Below are 23527 nucleotides of genomic sequence, written 5' to 3' on the forward strand. Positions count from 1 at the left end.
AGGCGACGCTGACGTTGTCCAGGGCGACGACGCGGGTCTCCCCCTCCCCGTAGACCTTGTTCAGGCCGGTGGCGCGGGCGGCCGCCCGGCCGGTGCGGACGGCGGTTGCGGTCGACGGGGTCACGGGGGGCTCCTTGCGTTCGTGGGCTTTACCTCCATGCTCCGCGACGTGATCATGGTCTGGCGTCGCTCCACCGGACGGTTGGCCCGACCGCCGCTGGGTGTACGCGGCGATGTGCCCATCCTCCTGCGGTATGACGGGAACCCTGAGGGCCGGTCGGCGTCCCGCGGGTGGCCGGAACCGCTATGCTTCGTGGCCGAATCCCAAACAGTTCGTCAGATGGCAAGGAAACATGACAACTTGCGGGGCTGGGAACATGCGAAAGAGTGATCCGGGCGACTAGGCTCAGGGTGGTTTCGCAGGACGCCCGGATGGTGGAACGCAGACACGGGCAGCTTAAAACTGCTTGGCCGTGAGGCCGTGCCGGTTCGAGTCCGGCTCCGGGCACCGATCGACCCGCGGGGGCGCCGACGGCGTCCCCGCCGGGCGTCGTTCACCGGATCCTCCTCGCGGCGTATGCCGGAATTTTTGCCAAGCCATTACCCTTGTGCACGGGCGGTGCAGTGCCGCCACGGAGGGAATGAGCAATGAGAAGCAGCAACCCGGTCTTCTCGCGGGAGGGGTCCTTCACCCGCGACTCCGGCTACGCGGGGTTCGGTGCCAACACCCAGCCCGGTCACAACCCCTACGCGGGGACGCAGTACGCCCAGCCGGGCCAGGCCCCGATGACCGACGAGCAGCTGTACGAGCTGTACAACGGGCCGTCAGCCGGTCCGGCGGCCACCGGGCGGATGACGCTGGACGACGTGGTCGCCCGCACCGCGATGACGCTGCTGACCATGGTCGCCGCCGGTGCGGTGGCCTGGTTCACGCTGCCGTTCGAGAACTACGGCTACGCGGGCGCGGCTTCGATGGTCGCCTTCATCGTCTACCTGGGCATCGCCTTCAAGCGCAGCGTCAGCCCGGCGCTGATCCTGACGTACGCGGCGCTCCAGGGCTTCGCGCTCGGCGCCGTCTCGCACGCCTTCAACACCGTGCTGAACGGCATCGTGATCCAGGCGGTGCTGGGCACGGCGGCGGTCTTCGCGGCGATGCTGTTCGCCTACAAGAGCGGCAGGATCCGGGTCACCCCGCGCTACACCCGGATCGGCATCGCGATCGCCCTGGGCTTCGTGCTGCTGATGCTGGTCAACCTGGTCGCGTCGGTGTTCTTCCACGCGGACATGGGCCTGCGCTCGGGCCCGCTGGGCATCGTGGTCGGCCTGGTCGGCGTCGGCCTGGGCGCCTTCTTCCTGTCGCTGGACTTCGCGGCGGTCGAGGAGGCCATCGCCCAGGGCGCCCCGCAGCGCGAGTCCTGGCGGGCCGCCTTCGGGCTGACCCTGTCGCTGGTCTGGATCTATATGGAGCTGCTGCGACTGATCGCGATCCTGCGCGGCGACGACTGACGCGGCCTCCCGCCGTGAACCACTGCCGCCGGGCCCCGGAGCCGATCGCTCCGGGGCCCGGCGGCTTTTCGCCTAGGCTCGCTGCCATGCATGACGTAGAGCCCCTGGTCGAAGCCGTCGACTCCCTGGCGGATCGTTTCCGCTCGCTGCCGCAGAGCAAGCTGCTGGGCGCCGTGCCCGGGTACGCCTCGCGGGCGGCGGCCGCGCTGGACCTGGCCCGGCGGCTGGCCGCGCTGGCTCTGGCGGCGGAGGGCGGGCCGGAGCGGGACTTCCCGGACGCCGGGGCCTTCGCCGCCGGGGACCAGCTGGCCGTCGCCGGGCACGACCTGGCGGCCGCGCTCGCGGTGCTGCCCGAGGGCGCCGAGGTGGCACTGCCGGACGGGTCCGCGGCCGTCGCCGAGGTGCTGGCCGGGGCGGTGGCGGCGGTGCGCGGGACGGCGGCGCTCTGCGCCTGAGCCGCCCCGGAGCCGGACACGCCGAAGGCCGGCCGGGTCGGTAACCCCTTGACCCGGCCGGCCTTCGGCGCGCGTACTGCTGAGCGGTGCTGCTGAGTGGTGCTGCTGAACCGGCGTCAGATGCTGGCGACCACCCGGTCGGCGAGCACGTAGACGGCCTCCTCGTCGGTGGAGAAGGTCAGCGAGTACGAGCCGGAGAACCGCGAGCCGCCGAGCAGCCGGACGTGCTCACCGGCGCGGACCGCGTCGATCAGCCGGTAGGCGGCCTCCCGGTCGCCCGGGGCCACGCAGAGCGTGGTGCCGTCGGCGAAGGCGTACACGTCCAGGGTGCCCAGCGGGCCAGGGCGGACGTCGGTCAGGGCGACGCCCTCCTCGGCGAGGGTGGCCAGCCGGGTGTCGGTCCACTCACGGGACGGCGCCTGGCTCGGCACGAAGTCGGGGTGCGAGGGGTGGCGGCGCGGGTCTGGCGCGGCGACCGGGGCCTCCTCGACGGCCGGGTCGGTGTCCAGCAGCCCGGCCTCCAGGCCGGTGGCCAGCAGGTCGGCCTCACGGCGGGCCCGGGTGTCCTTCCCGGCCTCGCCCGCCGGGTGGCCGGGGCGCAGCGGTGCGCCGCCGTCGGTGCCGGGCTCGGCCGAGCCGGTGCCGCCCTCGTTGATCAGGTCCTCCAGCGCGGAGCGCAGCGCCTCGCCGAATTCCGGGTCCATCGTCCCGGCGTTGTCGGCGGCGTCCTGCGGGCCGGTGGGGCGGGGGAAGAAGAGCGGCCACTCGTCGGTGCCGGAGAACACTCCGGTGAACGGGGAGTCGAACAGCGGCGCGTCCTCGGCCGCGCGGGCCTCCTGCTCGGCCCAGAACGCGCGGGCCTCGGTGATCTCCCGCTCGCGGTCGGCGGCGAGCGCCTCGGCGACGGCCCGGCGTATCGCGGCCTCGTCCACCGGCGCGGGCAGGGCCGTTGCCCGGGCGTCCAGTCGGCGGGAGATTGCCCGGAGGCGGAGCAGCACGGCGGTCGACAGGGCGATCAGGATCAGCAGCAGGATGGTGTAGACGGCGCTCACGGAACGTACTCCTAGCGAGGAGCGGAACGGGGTTACGTGTCCACACTGCCGCATCCGGGGGTGTTACCGCAGTGGCGAATGTCTAATTCATCCCGGACTTTCGCTCTTGTCCCCAAATTGTTAGGTAACACCGTTCTACGCAGTGGAGTTGATCCGCTCCGCAGTGTCGATTTCCGGGTCGAAAACGAACGGAAAGAGGGCCGGATCGACCTCGCGGTGTGATCCGGCCCTCAATTACGCAGTGTCACTCCAAATGGGTGGTCCAGACCCTTCGGAGGGGGTGGGGAGGGTCAGCTGAGGCGCTCGATGACCATCGCCATGCCCTGGCCGCCGCCGACGCACATGGTCTCCAGACCGAACTGCTTGTCGTGCCACTGCAGGGAGTTGATCAGCGTGGTGGTGATCCGGGCGCCGGTCATGCCGAAGGGGTGGCCGACCGCGATCGCGCCGCCATTGACGTTCAGCTTGTCCAGGTCGATGCCGAGGTCGCGGTAGGAGGGGATCACCTGGGCCGCGAAGGCCTCGTTGATCTCGACCAGGTCGATGTCGTCGATGGTCAGGCCGGCCCGCCGGAGCGCCTGCTTGGAGGCCTCGACCGGGCCGTAGCCCATGATCTCGGGGGAGAGGGCGCTGACACCGGTGGAGACCACCCGGGCGAGCGGGGTGATGCCGAGCTCGCGGGCCTTGGTGTCGGACATGATGACCAGCGCGGCCGCACCGTCGTTCAGCGGGCAGCAGTTACCGGCGGTCACGGTGCCGTCCGGGCGGAACACCGGCTTCAGGCCCGAGACGCCCTCCAGCGTGACGCCGGCGCGCGGGCCGTCGTCGGTGCTGACCACGGTGCCGTCCGGGAGCGTCACCGGGGTGATCTCGCGCTCCCAGAAGCCGGCCTTGATGGCGGCCTCGGCGAGGTTCTGCGAGCGGACGCCGAACTCGTCCTGCTCGGCGCGGGTGATGCCCTTGAGCGCGGCCAGGTTCTCGGCGGTCTGGCCCATCGCGATGTACGCGTCCGGCAGCAGGCCGTCCTCGCGCGGGTCGTGCCACTCGCCGCCGCCCTCCTCGGCGCGCTTGGCGGTGCGGGCCTGGGCCTCGTCGAAGAGCGGGTTCATGGTGCCCGGCATGCCGTCCGAGGTGCCGTGGATGCTGCGCGAGACGGTCTCCACGCCGGCCGAGATGAAGACGTCGCCCTCGCCCGCCTTGATCGCGTGCAGCGCCATCCGCGTGGTCTGCAGCGAGGAGGAGCAGTAGCGGGTGATGGTGGCGCCGGGCAGGTAGTCCATGCCCATCTGGACGGCCACGATGCGGGCGAGGTTGTGGCCCTGCTCGCCGCCGGGCAGGCCGCAGCCCAGCATCAGGTCGTCGATCTGGCGCGGGTCGAGCTCCGGCACCTTGGCAAGGGCGGCCTGGATGATGTGGGCGGTCAGGTCGTCCGGGCGGACGTCCTTCAGCGAGCCCTTGAAAGCCCGGCCGATCGGCGAACGGGCGGCGCTGACGATGACGGCTTCGGGCATGACGGGCTCCTCGCTGGGTGACTGCGGACCTGACGTCCGGGAGGAAAGTTACCGCTTGGTAGGTCAAGCGTCACCCGCGCCAGCGTGTGAGCTGGCCGACGTATTCCCGGGGCCCGCGGGAGGGGCCGGGGCCGGGTCGGGGTCCGGGGCCGGACGGGACCCTTCGGCGTCGCCCGAGCCGGCGACCGCCGCGCCGAACACGGCCGAGCCGGGCAGCCCGATCCGCAGCCGCCGGCGCAGCAGGGCCCAGCGGTGGCCGGCGCCCGCCGCCTCCACGGCCGCCACCTCGGTGCCCGACCGCCCGGCCGCCGCGGCGGCGGCCACCGCGACCGGCAGCACCGTCTCGCCTGGGACCGGCGCGTTCGGGCGCTCCTCCTCCGGCCAGAGGCCGAGCGCCGCGCAGACCGAGGGCAGCACGGCCATCGCGGCGGTCGCGTAGCCCTGGGCCGAGGGGTGGTAGCGGTCGGCGGAGAACATCTCCGGGCGGGCGGCGAACTCCGGGCCCAGCAGCGAGCCCAGCGAGACCGTCCGGCCGCCCGCCTCCACCACCGCGATGGTCTGCGCGGCGGCCAGCTGCCGGCTCAGTCGGCGGGCCACCCAGCGCAGCGGCGGGCGCACCGGCTTGATCGTGCCGAGGTCCGGGCAGGTGCCGACGACGACCTCGCAGCCGTTGGCATGCAGTGCGGCGACGGCCTCGCCGAGCTGGCGGACGGCCAGCTGGGCGGGGCTGTGCCGGGTCACGTCGTTGGCGCCGACCATGATCACCGCGACGTCCGGGTGGTGCGGCAGGGCTTGCTCCAGCTGGCCGGAGAGGTCGGCCGAGCGGCCGCCGGAGCGGGCCACGTTGACCAGCCGGACCGGGCGCTCGGCCACCGAGGCCAGGCCGGCGGCGAGCAGGGCGCCCGGGGTCTCCCGGCCCCGTGCCACGCCGAGCCCGGCACCGGTGGAGTCGCCGAGGACGGCCAGCACGAGCGGCGGCTGCGGGGCGGCGGCGTGGTCGGCGAAGGCCTCGCCGTACACGCCGTCGGCCTTGGGTGGGGCGGTCTCCAGGACGCCGATGGCCTGGATGGCGAGCTTGCTCTCGGTCAGCAGCAGGCCCACCAGGCCCACGCCGAGCAGTCCGAGTCCGCCGCCGCCGTACGCCGCCGCGGTGGCGATCCGCCGGGCCACCCGGGCCCGCGAGTCGTGTGCGCCTGGCATCCGGACCCCCTTCACGTCCTCGTGCCGCCCCCAGCGGGGTCGTACCCCCCTCCTACCCGCGTGGAGGGCGGCAGTACCGGTGCGGGTGGGCCATTGGGCGGAGGTGGGGGGCCGCTGCGCGGGGCCGGGGGAGGTAGCCGCCGGGGAGGGCGGTTGTGGCTGCAGGGGCGGAAGGGCAGTCCGGGTGCGCGCCACGGCCTACCCTTTGGAGTACCGAAAGCACTCGCATGCCCACAGACCGGGAGGACCCCCGTGCGGTACCACAACTCGATCATCGACCTGGTCGGCAACACGCCGCTGGTCAAGCTGAACAAGGTCACCGAGGGCATCAGCGCGACAGTGCTGGCGAAGGTCGAGTACTTCAACCCCGGTGGCTCGGTGAAGGACCGCATCGCGATGCGCATGATCGAGGCCGCCGAGGCCTCGGGCGCCCTCAAGCCGGGCGGCACCATCGTCGAGCCGACCTCCGGCAACACCGGTGTCGGTCTGGCGATCGTGGCCCAGCAGAAGGGCTACAAGTGCATCTTCGTCTGTCCTGACAAGGTCTCGACCGACAAGATCAACACCCTCCGCGCGTACGGCGCCGAGGTCGTCGTCTGCCCGACCGCTGTCGCCCCGGAGCACCCGGACTCCTACTACAACGTCTCCGACCGCCTGGTCCGGGAGACCCCGAACGCCTGGAAGCCGGACCAGTACTCGAACCCGGACAACCCGGCCTCGCACTACTACTCCACCGGCCCGGAGCTGTGGGAGCAGACCGACGGCAGGATCACCCACTTCGTGGCGGGCGTCGGCACCGGCGGCACCATCTCCGGCACCGGCAACTACCTGAAGGAGGCCTCCGGCGGCAAGGTCAAGGTGATCGGCGCCGACCCGGAGGGCTCGGTCTACTCGGGCGGCACCGGCCGGCCGTACCTGGTCGAGGGCGTCGGTGAGGACTTCTGGCCGACCGCCTACGACCGCAACGTCGCGGACGAGATCGTCGCCGTCTCCGACAAGGACTCGTTCCAGATGACCCGCCGCCTGGCCAAGGAGGAGGGCCTGCTGGTCGGCGGCTCCTGCGGCATGGCCGTGGTGGCCGCGCTGGAGGTCGCCAAGAAGCTCGGGCCGGACGACGTCGTCGTGGTGCTGCTGCCGGACGGCGGCCGCGGCTACCTGTCCAAGATCTTCAACGACGACTGGATGGCCGACTACGGCTTCCTGCCCTCCTCCACCGACGAGGCGCACATCGGCGAGGTGCTGGCCCGCAAGGAGTCCATCGAGCAGGGCGGCGTCCCGCAGTTCGTCCACATGCACCCGAACGAGACGGTCGCCGAGGCGGTCCGGGTGCTGCGCGAGTACGGCGTCTCGCAGATGCCGGTGGTCTCCCCGGGCGCCGGGCACCCGGACATCATGGCCGGTGAGGTCATCGGCTCGGTGGTGGAGAAGCTGCTGCTGGAGGGCATCTTCGCCAAGGAGATCGAGCTGACCGACACGCTCGACAAGGTGATGTCCAAGCCGCTGCCGGTGGTCGGCTCGGGCGAGACCGTCACCAACCTGATGACCGTGCTGGAGAAGGCCGACGCGGCCGTCGTGCTGGTCGAGGGCAAGCCGCAGGGCATCGTCACCCGCCAGGACCTCCTGGGCTACCTGACCGGTCGCGCCGCGCACTGACGCGAGGTCACCGCCGCTCGCCCGTGGACGGATCCGGAGGGTTCGTCCACGGGCGAAGTGGTACACCGGCGTCACCTGCCCGCAGCACGTGGTTAACAACGGTCCGTCATCGTTGTGGTCAACGGCACGACGCCGAACGAGGCGACGGCAACCGTCCGGGAGCGGCTCCCCGGCGACCGCGGTCGACTCAGGACACATCGGGTGGCCCTGACCCGGCCGCTGTGTCCTCCCTTCGCGGGAGGCGCCGTCGTCCCGCCCCTGCCCGGCTCCGGCCGGGGTCACAGGGTGTGGCGGCTCCCGCGGCCGCACCGCGCCGTACGGCGCGTCCCCGCGGCTCCCGGGTGGGGGAGCCCATGCGGGGAGACGGTGGGGCCGGTCCTTCTCTGAGGGGCCGGCCCTTCCGTTCGTCCCCGGGCCGCCCGTGCCCGCTTTCCGCGCCCGGGCCCGCTCTCCGCGCCCACGTCCCGTGCCCCGGGTGGGCCGCCGTTCCCGTACGCTCGCACGCATGACCAGCACTGAAACGACCGACCAGGACGCCCCGCGCTACGTCCGGGTCAAGATCGAGCTCATCGCGGAGATCACCGACGAGGGCGCCCTCAAGGCGGCGGCCCTGCAGGCGGTGACCGAGGACGAGTACCTCGACGACGAGGAGCGCGCGCAGTCCGTCGAGGCCATCGAGGTGGACCCGTCGGGTTCGCTCGCCCACTTCATCGACCCCGTCGCGCTGCTCGGCGACGTCCCCGGGGTGGAGCTCGCCTCGGCGACCTGGGAGTCGGCGCAGACCGAGTTCGACCCCGACAGCGAGGAGTGGGACGAGTACGCGGTGGACGGATCCGCCGAGTAGCGACGGCGCGCCGTCACCACCCGCCCGCAAAACGCCCGGTCTGCCACGGCAGGCCGGGCGTTTTGTCCCTGTTCGGGGGGAAGTTTGGTCATCTCATACGATCGCTTACCCTTCGGTGATGGAACCGTGAACGGGCGGATTGCGTTTCTGTATCCGTAAATGCCCGGATGATCAGCAGGGAGACGCGACGTGACGGCACGGGACGTTCAGGGGCGGGCGGCCGGAGGAAGCTGGAGCCGACGCGGTGTGCTCGCGGGACTGATCGGAGCGCCCGTCCTGCTGCTCGCGGCCTGCAACGACAACAGCGACAACGGCGGCGGCAGCGGCTCCGGCGGCAGCGCGAGCGGCAACCCGGGCGCGGGCGCCGGGAGCGGCGGCACCCCGAAGACCTCCGCCGCCGTGATCACCGTCACCCCCGCCGACGGGGCCACCTCCGCCAGCTTCAGCGATCCGGTCAAGGTCACCGTCAGCAACGGCACCCTGAGCAGCGTCAAGGTCACCGACTCCACCGGCAAGGAGCTGGCCGGCCAGCTCTCCGCGGACAACACCGGCTGGACCTCGGCGGCCGCCCCCGCGAGCGGGACCAAGTACACCGTCGCCGCCGTCGCCGTGGACAAGGACAAGCTGGAGGCGGACTCCAACGCCGTCTTCACCACCGCGACCCCGGCCAACACCTTCGTCGGCTACTTCACCCCCGAGGACGGCTCGACGGTCGGCGTCGGCATGCCCGTCTCGATCAACTTCAGCAAGCCGATCACCGACCGCAAGGCCGTCCAGGCGGCGATCACCGTGATAGCCGAGCCGGGCGTCGAGATCGTCGGCCACTGGTTCTCCAGCACCCGCCTCGACTTCCGGCCGCAGGAGTACTGGGCCAAGGGCACCAAGGTCACCCTCAAGCTGCGGCTCAAGGACGTCGAGGGCGCCAAGGGCGTGTTCGGCACCCAGTCCAAGGACGTCCGCTTCACCGTCGGCCGCGCCCAGACCAGCGTCGCCGACCTCGCCACCAAGAAGCTCACCGTCACCACCGACGGCCAGGTCAGCGCCGTCTACAAGATCTCCGGCGGCTCGCCCGAGCACACCACCTGGGGCGGCAAGATGGTCATCTCCGAGCAGTACACGCAGACCCGGATGAACTCGCAGACCGTCAACCTGGGCAGCGAGTACGACATCGCGGACGTGCCGCACGCCCAGCGCCTCACCACCTCGGGCACCTTCATCCACGGCAACTACTGGTCCTCGGCGTCGATCTTCGGCGGCCAGAACACCAGCCACGGCTGCGTCGGCCTGCAGGACGCCAAGGGCGCGCAGGACGCCGGCACGGACGGCTACAAGTTCTACAAGTCCTCGATGGTCGGCGACGTGGTCGAGGTCGTGAACTCCGGCGACAAGACCGTCGCCCCGGACAACGGGCTGAACGGCTGGAACATGGGCTGGGCCGACTGGAAGGCCGGCAGCGCCGTCTGACCGGTGGCCGGGTGACCGGGGCGGTGCGCCCCGGTCACGAAGTGCCTCAGCGCTTCGCGTAGTCCGCGAACCCCTGCCAGTCGATGACCACGCAGGACTCGTCGCCGAGGACCCAGGCGTCGTGCCCGGGCGGGCAGACCATGAAGTCGCCGGGGCCGGGCCGCCCCTGCTGGCCTTTCCAGTCTGCGCCCGCACCGGGGAGCGGTCACCCCTCGGGTGGCCGCTCCCCGTCGTTCCCTGCCCGCCGGCGGTCAGCCCTGGGTGCGGGCCACGCCGATCGGGCAGGAGGCGCCGGTGCCGCCGAGACCGCAGTAGCCGTTGGGGTTCTTGGCCTCCGACAGGTACTGCTGGTGGTACGGCTCGGCCGGGAAGAACGGGCCGGCCGGGGCGATCTCGGTGGTGATCGGGCCGTAGCCGAGGGCGGTCAGGGCCGGCTGGAAGGCGTCCCGGGAGGCCGCCGCGGCCTCGGCCTGGGCGGGGGAGTGGGTGTAGACCGCGGAGCGGTACTGGGTGCCCACGTCGTTGCCCTGGCGGTTGCCCTGGGTCGGGTCGTGCGCCTCCCAGAAGGTCTTCAGCAGCCGCTCGTAGGAGACCACCGCCGGGTCGTACACCACCCGGACCGCCTCGGTGTGCCCGGTCAGCCCGCTGCACACCTCCTCGTACGTCGGGTTCGGGGTGTAGCCGCCCTGGTAGCCGACCAGCGTCGTCCAGACGCCGGGCAGGCGCCAGAACGTCCGCTCGGCGCCCCAGAAGCAGCCCAGCCCGAAGTCGGCCACCTCCAGCCCCTCCGGGTACGGGCCGAGCAACAGGTGGCCGAGCACGGTGTGCGGGGTGCGCAGTTCGAAGGACGGGGCTTCCCGGCCGGGCAGCGCCCGGTCGGCGGGGACGAGCGAGGTCTTGTGGCGGTCGAACAGCACGGCCTGCTCCAGCGGGGTAGGGAGGGTTGCCCCGTATTGAACGCGCGGGGCCGCCCCCGGATTCCGGGAGCGGCCCCGCGTTCGCTTCCCCGCCGGCCCGCCGCTGTCGGGCCCGCTGCGGTCAGGCCTGCTGCCCGGCCGCCGCGACCGCTCCCTGGACCGCGTCGATCCGCAGGTCGACGAAGGCCTGCCGGGGATCGTTGAAGTTGGTGAACGGCGGCGGGATGAACCGGCCGAGGGCCTGGTACTGCTCCAGGGCCTCGGACGCCCGGCCCGCCCGGGTCAGGCCGTACGCGAGCCAGCCGCGGGTGTACGTGATGCGGATGTGGTCGGGGTCGGCGGCCGCGAGGTCGGCGAGCGCGGCGTCCAGGGCGGCGCCGACCTCCGGCCGCTGCCACGCGCTCTGCTTCTCGCGGTCCCGGGCGAACTGCTCCCAGTACGCCTCCAGCTTGATCGGCGCGAGCAGGCTGCCGGCCGGGGCGGCGGCGATCGCCTCGTCGATGAAGGCGTGCATCAGCTCGTGGCTGCCGTGCCACTTCTGGCACCAGTACTGCAGTGCCCGGTTGGTGGCGCCCCAGTGGTGCGGGTCGCGCGCGGTCAGCTCGGCCCAGAGCTCCCGGAACCGGTCGTTGGACCAGTTGTGGCCCATGGCGACGCCGATCCGGGCGGCCCACGGGTTGGGGTCGTCGGGGGCGAGCTCGGCCGCCTCCGCGCACGCCTCGTCGGCCTCCTTGAGGACCCGGTGGAAGCCCTCGAACTGCTCGCGGGAGACCTCGCTGGCACGGGCGCTGGACCGGATCCTCCAGGCCAGGCCGACCAGCGCGTTCGCGTTCAGCAGCGCGGCGGTCGGGTCCTGCGGCCGCTCCGCGCGCCAGGCGCGCAGCCAGGAGTCGTCCTCCGCCGCCAGGTCGGCGGACCAGAACAGCCGCCGCCAGCGGACATCGGGGGTGCCCTCGGCGGCGAGGTGGGCGGCGACCGGCCGCCAGTCGCCGGCCTTCGCGGCGTCGAGAGCCTTCGTCTCCTCGGGGCCGGGATCGCCGAACAGGACCAGGTCCTTGCCGAGCAGCAGCCCGTGGTCGGCCGGGACGATGGTGCTCTTCGCCCGCTCCTCCTCGGCGACCCGAGCCTCGTGGCGGGCGATGGTGGCCTTGGCCCGCTCCAGCTGGGCCAGCTTGCGCTTGGCCAGCCTGGTCATGACGACCGGGAACAGCAGGACGAGGCCGACGACGGCGAACACGATGATGCCGATCAAGGAAGCTCCTTCCGTGGCGTGACGAACGCGGCGTGGCGTGACGAACGAGCCGTGACGAGACGCGGCAGCGGCCCGGCGGTCGGTCCGCCGGGCCGGTCGGACAGTCGGCCCGGTCAGGCGGCCGGGGCGGTGGGCGACGGGAGGCCGGCCCGGGCGAGCAGGGTCCGCAGCGGCGCGGTGTCCGGCGCGTCGGTGCAGGCGGCGTCGAGGGCCGTGTCGAAGGCGTCCGCGAAGCCGTCCGGCAGCCGGAGCTCGGCCGGCCGGGACCAGGAGAGCTCCCAGCCGGCCAGCCCGGCCTCGGCCAGCGCGACGACGGCGGCGTGCGCCAGCTCCTCGCGCAGCGCGGGACGGGCGAACTCGCGGGCGGCCCGGCCGGTCGCGGCGGCGGCCTGCTCGCTCTTGGGCAGCCGGTCGGTGAACTCCCAGGCCCGGCCGGTGTCGACGGCGTCGAGCAGACCGTGCACGGTGGGCGGCAGGCCCAGCTCGGACAGCGCCCGGCCGGCCGGGACGGCCGCCTCGCGGGCGTGGGTCAGCATCGCCGTGCGGACCAGCTCGGGCCACTCGACGCGCTGCTTGCGGGCCGCCTCGGGGACGAGCGAGACGACCTCCAGCTCGGTCAGCACCCGCTCGGCGTCGTGCAGCAGAGTGAGGGCCGGCGCGGTGGCACCGGAGCCGCGTCCGTCGTCGGGCAGCGCCTCGATCGCGGCGACCCGGCGGTCGATCGGCGGGTGCGAGTCGTACGGGTCGGGCTGCTCCTCTGGCAGCTCGAGCGCGTACTCGGCGAACTCCTCACGGCGCTTCGGGTCGCTCAGCAGGTGGGCCAGGCCGCCGTAGACCTGGCCGGGGGGCGGGAGCAGACCCGCGTCCCAGCCGATGGTGGCGTAGCGGCCCAGGTAGAAGTCCTGGGCGGAGACCAGCACCGGGATCTTGCGCAGTGCGGCGGCCGTGGCGTCCCGGCCCGCCAGCTGGGCGGCGACCTGGTCGGCGGCGTACTCCTGGCGGCGGCCGACCGCCTCGGAGACCCGGAAGTAGAGCTTGGCGTAGAGGGTGAAGAGCCTGGCGAGGACCCGGTCGACACCACCGCCGGCCTCCACGGTGGAGGGCTTGCGGCCCTTGGCCAGCCGCTTCTCGGCCTTGGCGGCCAGCTTGGCGGCCTCCTCGGCCTGGTGCCGGTCGGCGCGCTGGTGGAGCCCGCCGACCGTGTGCAGGACGGCGCGGCGGCCGGCGAGCGTGACGCCGGCCAGGCGCACGTCCCGGTTGCTGTAGTGGCCGAACTCGTGCGCCAGGACGGCCTCCAGCTCGCCCTCGGTGAGGCCCATCAGCAGCGGGGCGCCGATGACCAGGTGGCGCTTGCCGGGGATCAGTCCGAGCAGTCTGGTCTCCTCCAGCACGCCCGCGTTGACCTCGGGCACCAGCCGGATCTCGGCCGGTCCGCGGACGCCCGTCCGCTCGGCGATCCGGTCGACCATGCCCCAGACGGCGGGCTGCTGCTCGCGGGTCAGGGGCACGCCGGGCAGATCGCCGTCGTCCTTGCGGCGGCGGGTCAGGAACACCACCCGGACCACCGGGTAGCCGATCGCGGCGGACAGCGCCCAGATCTTGGCCAGCCCCGGGCTGAGGTGGCCCGACGCCTGGAACAGGGCGATGTCGAGGGCGAGCAGGCTCACGAGGATGCCGAGGGCGAGCAGGTAGAAGCCGGCGAGCAGGGCGACGGCCGTGACGGCTCGGCTGGATGTGCTCATGCCAGTGGAACGCTGGGGCGCGCCCATGCGTGGTCCTCCCCGGGGGGCGCGACGGCAGGGCGGCGCGCGCGATTGTCACGTGGTGAACGGCCACGTGGTGAACGGTGCCGACAGTGATGAACAGGTGTGCGGCAGGTGGAGATGGTAGCGGCCGTCGAGGGCCGGCGCACTACCGTTTGCGGGCCCCGTACCCCCGCTCCCACCTGCGGGTTCGTACCGAGTTCCGATTCGGGAGGGCTTGACGGCATTCGGCCGTTAGGCTCGGAGCCATGACCGAGCACCAGCTTCCCCAGGGCTTCGAGACCCTCGCCATCCACGCGGGTCAGGAAGCAGACCCCCAGACCGGGGCCGTCGTCACGCCGATCTACCAGGTGTCCACCTACAAGCAGGACGGGGTGGGCGGCCTGCGGGGCGGCTACGAGTACAGCCGTAGCGCCAACCCGACCCGCACCGCGCTGGAGGAGTGCCTCGCCGCGCTCGAGGGCGGCGCGCGCGGCCTCGCCTTCGCCTCCGGCCTGGCCGCCGAGGACACCCTGCTGCGCACCATCCTCAAGCCGGGCGACCACATCGTGATCCCCAACGACGCGTACGGCGGCACCTTCCGGCTCTTCGCCAAGGTGCTGACCCGCTGGGGCGTCGAGTTCTCCGTGGCCAACACCCAGGACCTGGCCACCGTCCGCGAGGCGCTGCGCCCCAACACCCGTGCGGTGTGGGTGGAGACCCCGTCCAACCCGCTGCTGGGCATCACCGACCTGACCGCGCTCGCCGAGATCGCGCACGGCGCCGGCGCGCTGCTGGTGGTCGACAACACCTTCGCCAGCCCGTACCTGCAGCAGCCGATCGCGCTCGGCGCGGACGCGGTCGTGCACTCCACCACCAAGTACATGGGCGGCCACTCGGACGTGGTCGGCGGTGCGCTGGTGCTGGCCGACGCGGCGCTCGGCGAGGAGGTCGCCTACCACCAGAACGCGATGGGCGCCGTCTCCGGCCCGTTCGACGCCTGGCTGGTGCTGCGCGGCATCAAGACGCTGGGCGTCCGGATGGACCGCCACAGCTCCAACGCGGAGAAGGTCGCCGAGCTGCTGGCGAGCCACCCCAAGGTCAGCCAGGTGCTGTACCCGGGCCTGCCCGAGCACCCCGGCCACGACATCGCCGCCAAGCAGATGAAGTCCTTCGGCGGCATGGTCTCGTTCCGGGTCGCCGGCGGCGAGGAGGCGGCCGTCGAGGTCTGCAACCGCGCGCAGCTGTTCACCCTCGGCGAGTCGCTCGGCGGCGTCGAGTCGCTGATCGAGCACCCGGGGCGGATGACCCACGCCTCGGTGGCGGGCTCCGCCCTGGAGGTGCCTGCCGACCTGGTGCGCGTCTCGGTCGGCATCGAGTCGATCGACGACCTGCTGGCCGACCTCAAGCAGGCGCTGGGCTGAAACGGTCGGCGGGCCTCGCGGACCTCGCGTGCCTCGCCGCCCTGACTGCCCTCACTGTCCCTGCTGGTCCGCCGTGTACGACTCCATCGCGAGGTTGAAGCGGGCCAGCAGGGCGCAGAACGCCCGCTGTTCCTCCGGTGGCCAGTCGGCCACCAGGCGTCGGGTCAACTCGGCCCGGCCGTCCCGGACTTCGTCGAGCCGTCCGGCGCCGTGGGAGGTCAGCGCGAGCCGTACGGCGCGGCGGTCGGCCGGGTCCTGCACCCGGCCGACCAGCCCGGCCGCGACCAGCGGGGCGACCTGGCGGGTCACCGTGGAGGAGTCCACGCCCAGCGACTCGGCCAGCGCCTTGACGTTGGCGGGCCCGTGCCGGTCCAGCCGGTCGAGCAGCAGGTAGGCGGCCCGGTCGAGCGCGCCGATCCCGCCGCCGGAGGTCCGGACCTGTTCCATGCGGCGCGCGAACACCGCGAGCTGGTACTGGAGTTGCGTGTGCACGGGGTCGGTGCGGTCGGTGGCCTGGGGCGAGGTCGTCGTCATCGCGGCTCACGATCGTCGTGCGGTGAGGGAGGCTCAGAACCAGCAGCGTACGCGGGCACGGCGGACCCGGGAACAGGCCCGGCGTCCCGGATTGCCGCCGCCCCGCGCCCTAACCTAGGCGGCATGCACAACTGGCCGATCACCCTCGACGACGTCCGCGGCGCCCAGAAGATGCTCGTCGGGATCGCCCGGGTTACCCCGATGGAGGGCAGTCGGCACCTGTCCGGGCTGATCGGCGCGCCGGTCCACCTGAAGTGCGAGAACCTGCAGCGCACCGGCTCGTTCAAACTGCGCGGGGCGTACGTGCGGATCGCGGGACTCTCCCCGGTGCAGCGGGCCGGCGGGGTGGTGGCGGCGAGCGCCGGGAACCACGCCCAGGGCGTGGCGCTGGCGGCCGCGCTGCTGGGGGTGCGCTCGACGGTGTTCATGCCGGTCGCGGCGCCGCTGCCGAAGGTCGCGGCCACCCGGGAGTACGGCGCCGACGTACGGCTGCACGGCGCCACCGTGGACGAGGCGCTGCAGGCCGCGCAGCGCTACTCGGAGGCGAGCGGCGCGGTGTTCATCCACCCCTTCGACCACTGGGACGTGGTCACCGGGCAGGCGACGGTCGGGCTGGAGATCCTGGAGCAGTGCCCCGAGGTGCGCACCATCGTGGTCGGGGTGGGCGGCGGCGGGCTGCTGGCCGGGATCGCGGCGGCGGTCAAGCCGCTGCGGCCGGACGTCCGGGTGGTCGGGGTGCAGGCGGCCGGCGCGGCCGCGTACCCGCCCTCGCTGGCGGCCGGGCGGCCGGTGTCGCTGGAGCACTTCGCCACCATGGCCGACGGGATCATGGTCGGGCGCCCGGGGGACATCCCCTTCGAGGTGGTCAACACGCTGGCGGACGGCATCCGGACGGTCTCCGAGGACGCGCTGTCGCGGGCGCTGCTGCTCGGCCTGGAGCGGCTGAAGCTGGTGGTCGAGCCGGCCGGGGCGGCTCCGATCGCGGCGCTGCTGGAGCAGCCGGACTCCTTCGAGGGGCCGGTGGTGGCGGTGCTGTCCGGCGGAAACATCGACCCGCAGCTGATGCAGCGGGTGCTGCGGCACGGGCTGGCGGCGGCCGGGCGCTACCTGTCGCTGCGGGTGCGGCTGGCGGACAAGCCGGGCTCGCTGGCGGACCTGCTGGGCGTGCTGACCAGGCTGGACGCCAACGTGCTGGACGTGGCGCACGTGCGGATCGACCCGCGGCTGGGGCTGACCGAGGTCGAGGTGGACCTGCACCTGGAGACCAAGGGGCCGGAGCACTGTCAGGCGGTGGTCGGCGAGCTGCGGGACTCGGGGTACGTCGTCTCCGGCTAGCCGCCGGATCCGTCCGCTCTCCCCTGTCCTTCTCCCGGAGCGGTGGCGGAGCCGTGACCCTTGACGCGATATATCGCGTACTGCGAAACTCGCGATACATCGCGTTCGCGTCCCACGGGTCGGAAATCGAGTCGCTTGCCCGCCCGAAAACGGGGCAGAGTGGGACGGATCGCTCCATACGTCCGAGGAGATGAGGCAGGCCATGGCGCCAGCCATCCAAGCCGAGAACCTGGTGAAGACCTTCGGTGACGTAAGAGCCCTGGACGGCGTCAGCCTCGACGTCCCCGAGGGAACGGTGCTCGGGCTGCTCGGCCCGAACGGTGCCGGGAAGACCACCACCGTGCGGGTCCTCACCACCCTGCTCCGCCCCGACTCCGGCCACGCGGTGGTCGCCGGCGTCGATGTGCTCAAGCACCCCGACAAGGTCCGCAGCCTGATCGGCCTGTCGGGTCAGTACGCGGCCGTCGACGAGTACCTGACCGGCTTCGAGAACCTCACGATGGTCGGCGAGCTCTACCAGATGAGCACCCGCGCCGCGAAGGCCCGCGCGCTCGAACTGCTGGGGTGGTTCAACCTCACCGAGGCCAAGGACCGCACCGCCAAGACCTACTCCGGCGGCATGCGCCGCCGCCTGGACCTCGCCGCCGCGCTGGTCGTCCGCCCGCCGGTGATGTTCCTGGACGAGCCGACCACCGGCCTCGACCCGCGCAACCGGCTCGCGCTCTGGGGGGTCATCGAGACCCTGGTCGAGCAGGGCACCACGCTGCTGCTCACCACCCAGTACCTGGAGGAGGCCGACCGGCTCGCCCACGACATCGCGGTGGTCGACCACGGCCGGCTCATCGCCCGCGGCACCGCCGACCAGCTCAAGGCGCAGATCGGCGGCGAGCGGATCGAGGTCGTGGTGCACGAGCCCGGCCTGGTCGCCGATGCCGTCGCGGCGATGTCCCGCTACGCGCTGAGCGAGCCCACGGTGGAGCGGAACACCCGCCGGATCACCCTGCCGATCAGCGGCGGCGCCCGGGTGCTCGCCGACGCCATCCGCGAACTGGACACCCGCGGGATCGAGATCGACGACATCGCACTGCGCCGCCCGACCCTGGACGACGTCTTCCTCACCCTCACCGGCCATGTCGCCGAGCAGCAGGACGAGGAGGGCGGCGCCGCCGCCAAGGGGCGCGGCCGGGGCGGTCGGGGCAGCCGGAGCGGCCCGGGCAAGGGCGGGCCCGGCGGCGAGGGCGACGCGCAGGGCAGGGACGCGCAGGGCCGAGGCGAGCAGGGCCGGGGCGGGCAGGCCGTCTCGGCCGGAGAGGAGCGCTGAGATGGGCACCGAGACGGGCGCCGCCACCGAGCACGCCATCGGCGCGGCGGTGCCCCGGCAGCGCCGGGGGCTGTCCGCCACCCTGCACGACTCCTGGGTGGTCGCCAAGCGCAACCTGCGCCGGATGACCCGCATCCCGGAGATCGTCGTCTTCGGCCTGATGCAGCCGGTCATGTTCGTGCTGCTGTTCTCGTACGTGATGGGCGGGGCGATCAGGATCCCCGGCGTGGACTCCAGCTCCCACACGTACATCCAGTTCCTGATGGCCGGCATCTTCGCCCAGACCGTCACCTTCGCCACCGCCGGAGCCTCGGCGGGCATCGCGGAGGACATGACCAAGGGCCTGGTGGACCGCTTCCGTTCGCTGCCGATGGCCCGCTCGGCGGTGCTGGTCGGCCGCACCCTGGCGGACCTCGTCCAGACCGGCTTCATCCTGATCGTGCTGAGCCTGGTCGCGCTGCTGGTCGGCTGGCGGATCCACGACGGGGTGCTCAACGCGCTCGCCGCCTTCGGCCTGCTGCTCCTGCTCGGCTACGCCTTCTCCTGGATCGGCGCGCTGATCGGCCTGTCGGTGCGCAGCCCCGAGGCGGCCACCTCGGCCGGGCTGATCTGGCTGTTCCCGCTGACCTTCGTGTCCAACGCCTTCGTGCCGGTCAGCTCGATGCCGGAGTGGCTGCAGGGCATCGCGTACTGGAACCCGTTCAGCGCCACCGTGCAGGCCTGCCGGGTGCTGTTCGGCAACCAGGTCGGGCCGGTGGACAGCGCCTGGCCGATGCAGCACGCGGCGCTGGTGTCGGTGATGTGGTCGCTCGTGATCACCGCGGTGTTCTCGTGGCTCGCGGTGCGCAAGTACCGTTCGGCCACCGCCTGAGCGGTCCCGCCTGATCGAGTGGTGCCGGGGACGCGAAAGGGCGGCCGCGCAGTCCCGGACTGCGCGGCCGCCCTCGGCGTCGTGGGGCCGGATCAGCCGGCGTGCGGCACGACCTTGACGATCTTCACCATGGCCGGCTTGCCGTTCGGCAGGTCGTAGGTGGCCTCGTCACCGATCTTCTTGCCGTCGATCGCGCGGCCCAGCGGCGACTGCGGGGAGTAGACGTCCAGGTTGTCGGAGCCGGCCACCTCGCGGGAGGCGAGCAGGAACTCCATCAGGTCGTCCTCGTCGCCGTCGAAGGCGACCGTGACGACCATGCCCGGGGCCACCACGCCCGAGTCGGCCGGGGCCTCGCCGACCTTGGCGCGCTCCAGCAGCTGGGTCAGCTGGCGGATGCGCAGCTCGTACTTGCCCTGCTCCTCCTTCGCCGCGTGGTAGCCGGCGTTCTCCTTGAGGTCGCCCTCCTCGCGCGCCGCCTCGATCTTCTGGGCGATCTCGATGCGCCAGGGCCCGGTCAGGTGGTCCAGCTCGGCCTTGAGCTGGTCGTAGCCGGCCTGAGTGAGCCAGGTCACGTTCTCGCTGGTCTGGGTCACGGGTGCTCCTCGTAGGTGCTGGGGCTGTGCTGAGGGTGTGAGTCGTCAGCAGGGTTGGTGGTATATCGGTCTCAACTACAAAGCAACGCCCGCTCCCGTACCATCCGGTGCGGAAGGGGCGAAACCACGAGCCTAACAAGTCCTGCCGACAAGCGGGAGGGGCGTTGGCGCGCCATTGACGGTGGCGTTACGCCGCGGTGTACAGGACGGAGTGCGACCTTCTACGGATGCCCGTTCCCCCGGTCGAATATGCGCCCTGCCAGGCGTTCGAGTCCTACCGGTGGGCGTCCTGCTCGGTGGGCGTCCTGTTCGGTGGGCGTCCCTACTCGGTGGGCGTGCAGCCCAGCAGCTCGGCGGTCGTGCCGCGGGACGTGGTGCGCAGGGTGACCACCGCGTCGTAGCTGGAGCCGGTCGCCGGGACCGGGAAGTCGGCGACCCCGACCACCGCGTGGTCCTCGCCCTGGGAGCGGACCGTGCAGCTCCCGGCCTGGCCGTCGCCCTTGCGCACGGCGAGGTGCAGCTGGACCTCGGAGTCGGAGAGCACCTGGAAGGTCGGCACCGAGCCGTTGATCTTCGTCTCGCGCAGCAGGTAGGAGCCGCCCAGCCAAGCGATCAGTCCCAGGCCCAGCACGCCGCAGACCGCGCCGACCACCTTCAGCCGGCGGTCCGAATCGCGGTCGCCGGCCCGTCCGTAGCGCCCCTCGGGCAGCGCGGTGGCGGTGGGCTCTGCAGTCATCGGACTCCGTCCTCTCCTGGGGGAGGGGCCGCGCGGGTGGTGCGGGGGGAATGCGACGCTCCTCCAGTCCGTCACTATAGGAGGGACACGCCCGCGGCCGGTCCGGCGGGGGCGGGGCTCGGCCGGGTCGGCGACTTCCGCAGGCCGGCCCCGCGGCGACGCGGTCCCGGAGTGAGCGGTTCGTACGGTGGGCAGACCCGGACTTCGCGGAACGCCCGATGATGTGGAAGGAACGCAAGGCGTTGACTGAGCAGTTGCGACTGATGGCGGTGCACGCCCACCCGGACGACGAGTCCAGCAAGGGCGCGGCCACCATGGCCATGTACGTCGAGCAGGGTGTGGACGTGCTCGTGGCCACCTGCACGGGGGGCGAGCGCGGGTCGGTTCTCAACCCCAAGCTCCAGGGGGACCCGTACATCGAGGAGAACATCCACGAGGTGCGCCGCAAGGAGATGGACGAGGCGCGGGCGATCCTCGGCGTCAAGCAGGCCTGGCTGGGATTCGTGGACTCCGGCCTGCCCGAGGGGGACCCGCTGCCCCCGCTGCCGGAGGGCTGCTTCGCCCTGCAGGACGTCAAGGAGGCAGCCGAGCCGCTGGTCCGGCTGATCCGCGAGTTCAAGCCGCAGGTCATCACGACCTACGACGAGAACGGCGGGTACCCGCACCCGGACCACATCATGACCCACAAGATCACCATGCTGGCCTTCGACGCCGCGGGCGACCCGGACGCCTACCCCGAGGCCGGCGAGCCCTGGCAGCCGCTGAAGCTGTACTACAACCACGGCTTCCCGATGGGCCGCATCCGTGCCCTGCACGAGTACCTCACCGAGCACGGCCACGAGTCGCCCTACGGCGAGTGGATCGCGGGCTGGGAGAAGAGCGGCCGCAAGGAGCGCGAGATCACCACCCGGGTCCGCTGCGACGACTGGTTCGAGACCCGCGACCGCGCGCTGATCGCCCACGCCACCCAGATCGACCCGGACGGCCCGTGGTTCCGCGTGCCGCTGGAGGTCCAGCGCGAGGTCTGGCCCACCGAGGACTACGAGCTCGCCCGTACGCTGGTCGACGTGGACCTGCCGGAGGACGACCTGTTCGCCGGCCTGCGCACCCCCACCCTGGCCGCCGAGGCCGCCGACACGCGCGACTGAACCACCCCCCGAGGGCCCGGCTCCCCGTGAGCCGGGCCACCATAGAGATATGAGTGCCTCCGTGAACCTCGTCCACCTCGCCGCTGACCTCGCCGTCGACGACGCCAAGGTCACCCCCGGCCTCCTCGGCTTCGTCGTCTTCGCCGCCCTCGGCGTGGCGACCTGGTTCCTGGCCAAGTCGATGAACCGGCAGTTCAAGAAGGTCGACTTCGTGGAGGAGCCGGAGGCCCCGAAGGAGTGAGCCCGAGGGCCGGTCCCGCGCCGGGGCCGGCCTCGGTTCGCGGCTCCCCCACCGGCCGGCCCAGCTCTCCGGCGGCCGGCAGCAGCGGGTCGCCTTCGTCCGCGCCCTCCCCGGCCGGCCCCGGATCGTCTTCGCCGACGAGCCGACCGGCAACCTGGACTCCCGCTCCGCCGCCGAGATCCTCGCCCTGCTGCGCCGGTGCGTCCGGGAGCTCGGCCAGACCGTCGTGATGGTCACCCACGACCCGGCGGCGGCCTCATACGCCGACCGCGTCGTCTTCCTCGCCGACGGCCGCATCGTCGACGAGCTCCACGGCCCGAGCCCCGACCGGGTGCTCGGACGGATGCGCACCTTCGACGCCAATGGGCCCACAGGACGTTGACGCGTCGTCGCGCCAGGGCGCGGACCGCGTGGGTGTCGCTTGCCCTCAGCGCGCTCGCGTTCGTGGAAGCGGCGGGACTCCTCGCAGCTGCGGATGCCGGCCATCGCCGTCGACCTGACCGTATGGCTCCAGCAACTCGCCTTCACCCAAACCGAGTTGCAGCACGCCGAGCCCAACACCATCCGCCTGCGGATCCTCGACATTCCAGCCCGGCTCGTGAGCGGCGGCCGCCGCCGCGTCCTCAAACCCGCCGACGACTGGCCCTGGAGCGCCGTCGCCGCTGACGCCTTCGCCCACATCCAAGCCTTCATTGCCCCCGGCTGACCGGCGAGCCCTGCCCCGACAAGGAGCAGAAAGGAGCAGCGAATCCCCCGGCCCATGGAAGCCGGCACCACCGGTGCGACACCGCCAGGCAGCCACAACAACCCGGGCGAATTGGTCAAATCAGGCCCCGGCTGACAATCCGAGGCAGACGCGCGCACGCGGAAAATCCAGGTCCGCGTGAACGATCGAGGCTAGGCCAACCTCGGGCCGCTGACGACTCTAGGTTGACAGTCAAGCATTGGCCTGGCGCCCTGCGCCGCCAATCCGGATGTTCGGCGCGGTGTCGCGGATAGGGGGTTCGATGATGTACGCGGTGTTGTTAAGTCTGCGTTGTTAAGTCTGCCGGGCGGGGGATCGGCACATCTATCGCGGTCCGAAGCAGTGGCCGAACCTGCCGATTGCAGGGCGTAGCTGGCTAAGCGCGAAGTCGTGTGCTTCGCCATGCCTGGATCGACCCAGTGATCGGGCGGGCTCTAAAGGGTATTTATGCGACCTTTTGTGACCGTGGCCGGGGGGCCGGTAGCAGCCGCGCGGTTGAGACCAGCGCAACATCGGTTTCCAGACCGATTGCCTGCGCGGTCTCTCCCGGGCGAAGTAGCGTGCCCTCGAAGGATCTACCCCAAACGTGCAACAAGGGAAACAGAAGAGGCTGTCGTCGCCGTGTCGCCAGAATCCCAAACGCCCAGCACCACTGAGTCCCTGGAAGGCGGCCTGGCTTCGGCCTTCGGCGCCAACGAGTGGCTGGTCGATGAGCTTTACCAGAAGTACCTCCAGGACCCCAACTCGGTCGACCGAGCCTGGTCGAGCTTCTTCGTCTCGTACAAGCCCGGCACCGAAGCGACTTTCAGCACAGTTGGTCCCGCAGTCGAAGCCGCGCCCCCGGCCCAGAAGGCCGTCGCCCCGGCCCCGGCCGCGCCCGCCGCCGCTGCCGGCCCCGAGCTGGTCCAGCTGCGTGGCCCGGCGAAGGCCGTCGCCGCCAACATGGACGCCTCGCTGGAGGTGCCGACCGCGACCTCGGTCCG

General features: G+C 72.2%; 22 protein-coding genes, 1 tRNA gene and 3 pseudogenes. 15 read left to right on the forward strand and 11 right to left on the reverse strand.

Going from position 1 to position 23527, the window contains the following annotated elements:
* Window positions 1–124, reverse strand: a pseudogene (locus tag ACZ3TI_RS39420) (ABC transporter ATP-binding protein); the annotation flags it as partial.
* 302 nt (window positions 125–426) lie between these two features.
* Between ACZ3TI_RS39420 and ACZ3TI_RS39425 the strand changes: the two are divergent.
* From ACZ3TI_RS39425 to ACZ3TI_RS39435, 3 genes are all read left to right on the forward strand, one after another.
* Window positions 427–508, forward strand: a tRNA-Leu gene (locus ACZ3TI_RS39425).
* A gap of 140 nt (window positions 509–648) precedes the next feature.
* Complete coding sequence (locus ACZ3TI_RS39430) at window positions 649–1506, forward strand: Bax inhibitor-1/YccA family protein (protein ID WP_465735190.1); 858 nt, start codon at window positions 649–651, stop codon at window positions 1504–1506.
* 86 nt (window positions 1507–1592) lie between these two features.
* Window positions 1593–1961 (forward strand): hypothetical protein, encoded by a 369-nt coding sequence (locus tag ACZ3TI_RS39435; protein ID WP_465735192.1) that lies wholly within the window; start codon window positions 1593–1595, stop codon window positions 1959–1961.
* A 116-nt stretch (window positions 1962–2077) separates the two neighbouring features.
* Here the strand turns inward: ACZ3TI_RS39435 and ACZ3TI_RS39440 are convergent, their stop codons facing one another.
* The 3 genes from ACZ3TI_RS39440 to ACZ3TI_RS39450 all read right to left on the reverse strand — a co-directional run bounded on the left by ACZ3TI_RS39440 (window position 2078) and on the right by ACZ3TI_RS39450 (window position 5724).
* Window positions 2078–3013, reverse strand: a complete 936-nt coding sequence (locus ACZ3TI_RS39440; RefSeq protein ID WP_465735194.1) for a hypothetical protein — start codon at window positions 3011–3013, stop codon at window positions 2078–2080.
* A 290-nt stretch (window positions 3014–3303) separates the two neighbouring features.
* On the reverse strand, window positions 3304–4524 hold the full coding sequence (locus tag ACZ3TI_RS39445; protein ID WP_465735196.1) for an acetyl-CoA C-acetyltransferase: 1221 nt from the start codon (window positions 4522–4524) through the stop codon (window positions 3304–3306).
* Between the two features lie 63 nt (window positions 4525–4587).
* Window positions 4588–5724, reverse strand: a complete 1137-nt coding sequence (locus ACZ3TI_RS39450) for an SGNH/GDSL hydrolase family protein (protein WP_465735198.1) — start codon at window positions 5722–5724, stop codon at window positions 4588–4590.
* Between the two features lie 252 nt (window positions 5725–5976).
* Here ACZ3TI_RS39450 and ACZ3TI_RS39455 point away from each other — a divergent pair, with 252 nt between their 5' ends.
* The 3 genes from ACZ3TI_RS39455 (at window position 5977) to ACZ3TI_RS39465 (ending at window position 9685) form a co-directional block, all read left to right on the forward strand.
* Window positions 5977–7377, forward strand: a complete 1401-nt coding sequence (locus ACZ3TI_RS39455) for a cystathionine beta-synthase (RefSeq protein WP_465735200.1) — start codon at window positions 5977–5979, stop codon at window positions 7375–7377.
* A 505-nt stretch (window positions 7378–7882) separates the two neighbouring features.
* Window positions 7883–8221: a hypothetical protein gene (locus tag ACZ3TI_RS39460; RefSeq protein ID WP_465735202.1), complete on the forward strand. Its 339-nt coding sequence runs from the start codon at window positions 7883–7885 to the stop codon at window positions 8219–8221.
* A gap of 246 nt (window positions 8222–8467) precedes the next feature.
* A complete protein-coding gene (locus ACZ3TI_RS39465; RefSeq protein ID WP_465735204.1) occupies window positions 8468–9685 on the forward strand; it encodes a L,D-transpeptidase in 1218 nt (405 codons plus the stop codon).
* Between the two features lie 46 nt (window positions 9686–9731).
* On the opposite strand, the pseudogene ACZ3TI_RS39470 reads toward ACZ3TI_RS39465, so the two are convergent.
* The 4 genes and pseudogenes from ACZ3TI_RS39470 to ACZ3TI_RS39485 form a co-directional block, all read right to left on the reverse strand.
* Window positions 9732–9845, reverse strand: a pseudogene (locus tag ACZ3TI_RS39470) (cupin domain-containing protein); the annotation flags it as partial.
* 91 nt (window positions 9846–9936) lie between these two features.
* On the reverse strand, window positions 9937–10602 hold the full coding sequence (gene msrA / locus ACZ3TI_RS39475; protein WP_465735206.1) for a peptide-methionine (S)-S-oxide reductase MsrA: 666 nt from the start codon (window positions 10600–10602) through the stop codon (window positions 9937–9939).
* A 121-nt stretch (window positions 10603–10723) separates the two neighbouring features.
* Window positions 10724–11854 (reverse strand): hypothetical protein, encoded by a 1131-nt coding sequence (locus ACZ3TI_RS39480; RefSeq protein WP_465735208.1) that lies wholly within the window; start codon window positions 11852–11854, stop codon window positions 10724–10726.
* Between the two features lie 113 nt (window positions 11855–11967).
* On the reverse strand, window positions 11968–13596 hold the full coding sequence (locus ACZ3TI_RS39485; protein ID WP_465735210.1) for a M48 family metalloprotease: 1629 nt from the start codon (window positions 13594–13596) through the stop codon (window positions 11968–11970).
* Between the two features lie 269 nt (window positions 13597–13865).
* Between ACZ3TI_RS39485 and ACZ3TI_RS39490 the strand changes: the two genes are divergently transcribed.
* Entirely contained in the window at window positions 13866–15020 is a 1155-nt protein-coding gene (locus tag ACZ3TI_RS39490) for a cystathionine gamma-synthase (RefSeq protein WP_465735212.1), read from the forward strand.
* A gap of 51 nt (window positions 15021–15071) precedes the next feature.
* Here the strand turns inward: ACZ3TI_RS39490 and ACZ3TI_RS39495 are convergent, their stop codons facing one another.
* The gene (locus ACZ3TI_RS39495; protein ID WP_465735214.1) at window positions 15072–15554 is read right to left on the reverse strand and encodes a MarR family winged helix-turn-helix transcriptional regulator; all 483 of its coding nucleotides are present in this window, start codon (window positions 15552–15554) and stop codon (window positions 15072–15074) included.
* 123 nt (window positions 15555–15677) lie between these two features.
* Here ACZ3TI_RS39495 and ilvA point away from each other — a divergent pair, with 123 nt between their 5' ends.
* The 3 genes from ilvA (at window position 15678) to ACZ3TI_RS39510 (ending at window position 19081) form a co-directional block, all read left to right on the forward strand.
* The gene (gene ilvA, locus ACZ3TI_RS39500) at window positions 15678–16889 is read left to right on the forward strand and encodes a threonine ammonia-lyase (RefSeq protein ID WP_465735216.1); all 1212 of its coding nucleotides are present in this window, start codon (window positions 15678–15680) and stop codon (window positions 16887–16889) included.
* 202 nt (window positions 16890–17091) lie between these two features.
* Window positions 17092–18210: an ATP-binding cassette domain-containing protein gene (locus tag ACZ3TI_RS39505; protein ID WP_465735218.1), complete on the forward strand. Its 1119-nt coding sequence runs from the start codon at window positions 17092–17094 to the stop codon at window positions 18208–18210.
* 1 nt (window position 18211) lies between these two features.
* Complete coding sequence (locus ACZ3TI_RS39510; RefSeq protein ID WP_465735220.1) at window positions 18212–19081, forward strand: ABC transporter permease; 870 nt, start codon at window positions 18212–18214, stop codon at window positions 19079–19081.
* Window positions 19082–19173: 92 nt separating this feature from the next.
* On the opposite strand, the gene greA is transcribed toward ACZ3TI_RS39510, so the two are convergent.
* Together greA and ACZ3TI_RS39520 are read right to left on the reverse strand one after the other, a co-directional pair.
* Window positions 19174–19674, reverse strand: a complete 501-nt coding sequence (gene greA, locus ACZ3TI_RS39515) for a transcription elongation factor GreA (protein WP_402222588.1) — start codon at window positions 19672–19674, stop codon at window positions 19174–19176.
* A gap of 322 nt (window positions 19675–19996) precedes the next feature.
* Window positions 19997–20410: a DUF4307 domain-containing protein gene (locus ACZ3TI_RS39520; RefSeq protein WP_465735222.1), complete on the reverse strand. Its 414-nt coding sequence runs from the start codon at window positions 20408–20410 to the stop codon at window positions 19997–19999.
* Between the two features lie 242 nt (window positions 20411–20652).
* Here ACZ3TI_RS39520 and mca point away from each other — a divergent pair, with 242 nt between their 5' ends.
* The 5 genes and pseudogenes from mca to ACZ3TI_RS39545 form a co-directional block, all read left to right on the forward strand.
* Window positions 20653–21558: a mycothiol conjugate amidase Mca gene (gene mca, locus ACZ3TI_RS39525; protein ID WP_465735224.1), complete on the forward strand. Its 906-nt coding sequence runs from the start codon at window positions 20653–20655 to the stop codon at window positions 21556–21558.
* A gap of 49 nt (window positions 21559–21607) precedes the next feature.
* Window positions 21608–21799 (forward strand): hypothetical protein, encoded by a 192-nt coding sequence (locus ACZ3TI_RS39530; RefSeq protein ID WP_188297641.1) that lies wholly within the window; start codon window positions 21608–21610, stop codon window positions 21797–21799.
* A 28-nt stretch (window positions 21800–21827) separates the two neighbouring features.
* Window positions 21828–22181, forward strand: a pseudogene (locus ACZ3TI_RS39535) (ABC transporter ATP-binding protein); the annotation flags it as partial.
* A gap of 93 nt (window positions 22182–22274) precedes the next feature.
* On the forward strand, window positions 22275–22505 hold the full coding sequence (locus ACZ3TI_RS39540; RefSeq protein WP_465735226.1) for a transposase: 231 nt from the start codon (window positions 22275–22277) through the stop codon (window positions 22503–22505).
* Window positions 22506–23165: 660 nt separating this feature from the next.
* Window positions 23166–23527, forward strand: a 362-nt coding sequence (locus ACZ3TI_RS39545) for a 2-oxoglutarate dehydrogenase E1 subunit family protein (RefSeq protein WP_465735228.1), incomplete at its 3' end; no start/stop codon positions are given.

It is taken from the genome of Kitasatospora sp. NPDC023120, from assembly GCF_055560835.1.

What these genes read in the sequence shown, in the direction of transcription:
- ACZ3TI_RS39450 (WP_465735198.1), bottom strand. Translation starts at nt 5,724, where the DNA reads ATGCCAGGCGCACACGACTCGCGGGCCCGGGTGGCCCGGCGGATCGCC.
- ACZ3TI_RS39530 (WP_188297641.1), top strand. Translation starts at nt 21,608, where the DNA reads ATGAGTGCCTCCGTGAACCTCGTCCACCTCGCCGCTGACCTCGCCGTC.
- ACZ3TI_RS39505 (WP_465735218.1), top strand. Translation starts at nt 17,092, where the DNA reads ATGGCGCCAGCCATCCAAGCCGAGAACCTGGTGAAGACCTTCGGTGAC.
- ACZ3TI_RS39520 (WP_465735222.1), bottom strand. Translation starts at nt 20,410, where the DNA reads ATGACTGCAGAGCCCACCGCCACCGCGCTGCCCGAGGGGCGCTACGGA.
- ACZ3TI_RS39485 (WP_465735210.1), bottom strand. Translation starts at nt 13,596, where the DNA reads ATGAGCACATCCAGCCGAGCCGTCACGGCCGTCGCCCTGCTCGCCGGC.
- ilvA (WP_465735216.1), top strand. Translation starts at nt 15,678, where the DNA reads ATGCACAACTGGCCGATCACCCTCGACGACGTCCGCGGCGCCCAGAAG.
- ACZ3TI_RS39460 (WP_465735202.1), top strand. Translation starts at nt 7,883, where the DNA reads ATGACCAGCACTGAAACGACCGACCAGGACGCCCCGCGCTACGTCCGG.
- ACZ3TI_RS39490 (WP_465735212.1), top strand. Translation starts at nt 13,866, where the DNA reads ATGACCGAGCACCAGCTTCCCCAGGGCTTCGAGACCCTCGCCATCCAC.
- ACZ3TI_RS39445 (WP_465735196.1), bottom strand. Translation starts at nt 4,524, where the DNA reads ATGCCCGAAGCCGTCATCGTCAGCGCCGCCCGTTCGCCGATCGGCCGG.
- ACZ3TI_RS39495 (WP_465735214.1), bottom strand. Translation starts at nt 15,554, where the DNA reads ATGACGACGACCTCGCCCCAGGCCACCGACCGCACCGACCCCGTGCAC.
- ACZ3TI_RS39435 (WP_465735192.1), top strand. Translation starts at nt 1,593, where the DNA reads ATGCATGACGTAGAGCCCCTGGTCGAAGCCGTCGACTCCCTGGCGGAT.
- ACZ3TI_RS39510 (WP_465735220.1), top strand. Translation starts at nt 18,212, where the DNA reads ATGGGCACCGAGACGGGCGCCGCCACCGAGCACGCCATCGGCGCGGCG.
- ACZ3TI_RS39540 (WP_465735226.1), top strand. Translation starts at nt 22,275, where the DNA reads ATGCCGGCCATCGCCGTCGACCTGACCGTATGGCTCCAGCAACTCGCC.
- ACZ3TI_RS39430 (WP_465735190.1), top strand. Translation starts at nt 649, where the DNA reads ATGAGAAGCAGCAACCCGGTCTTCTCGCGGGAGGGGTCCTTCACCCGC.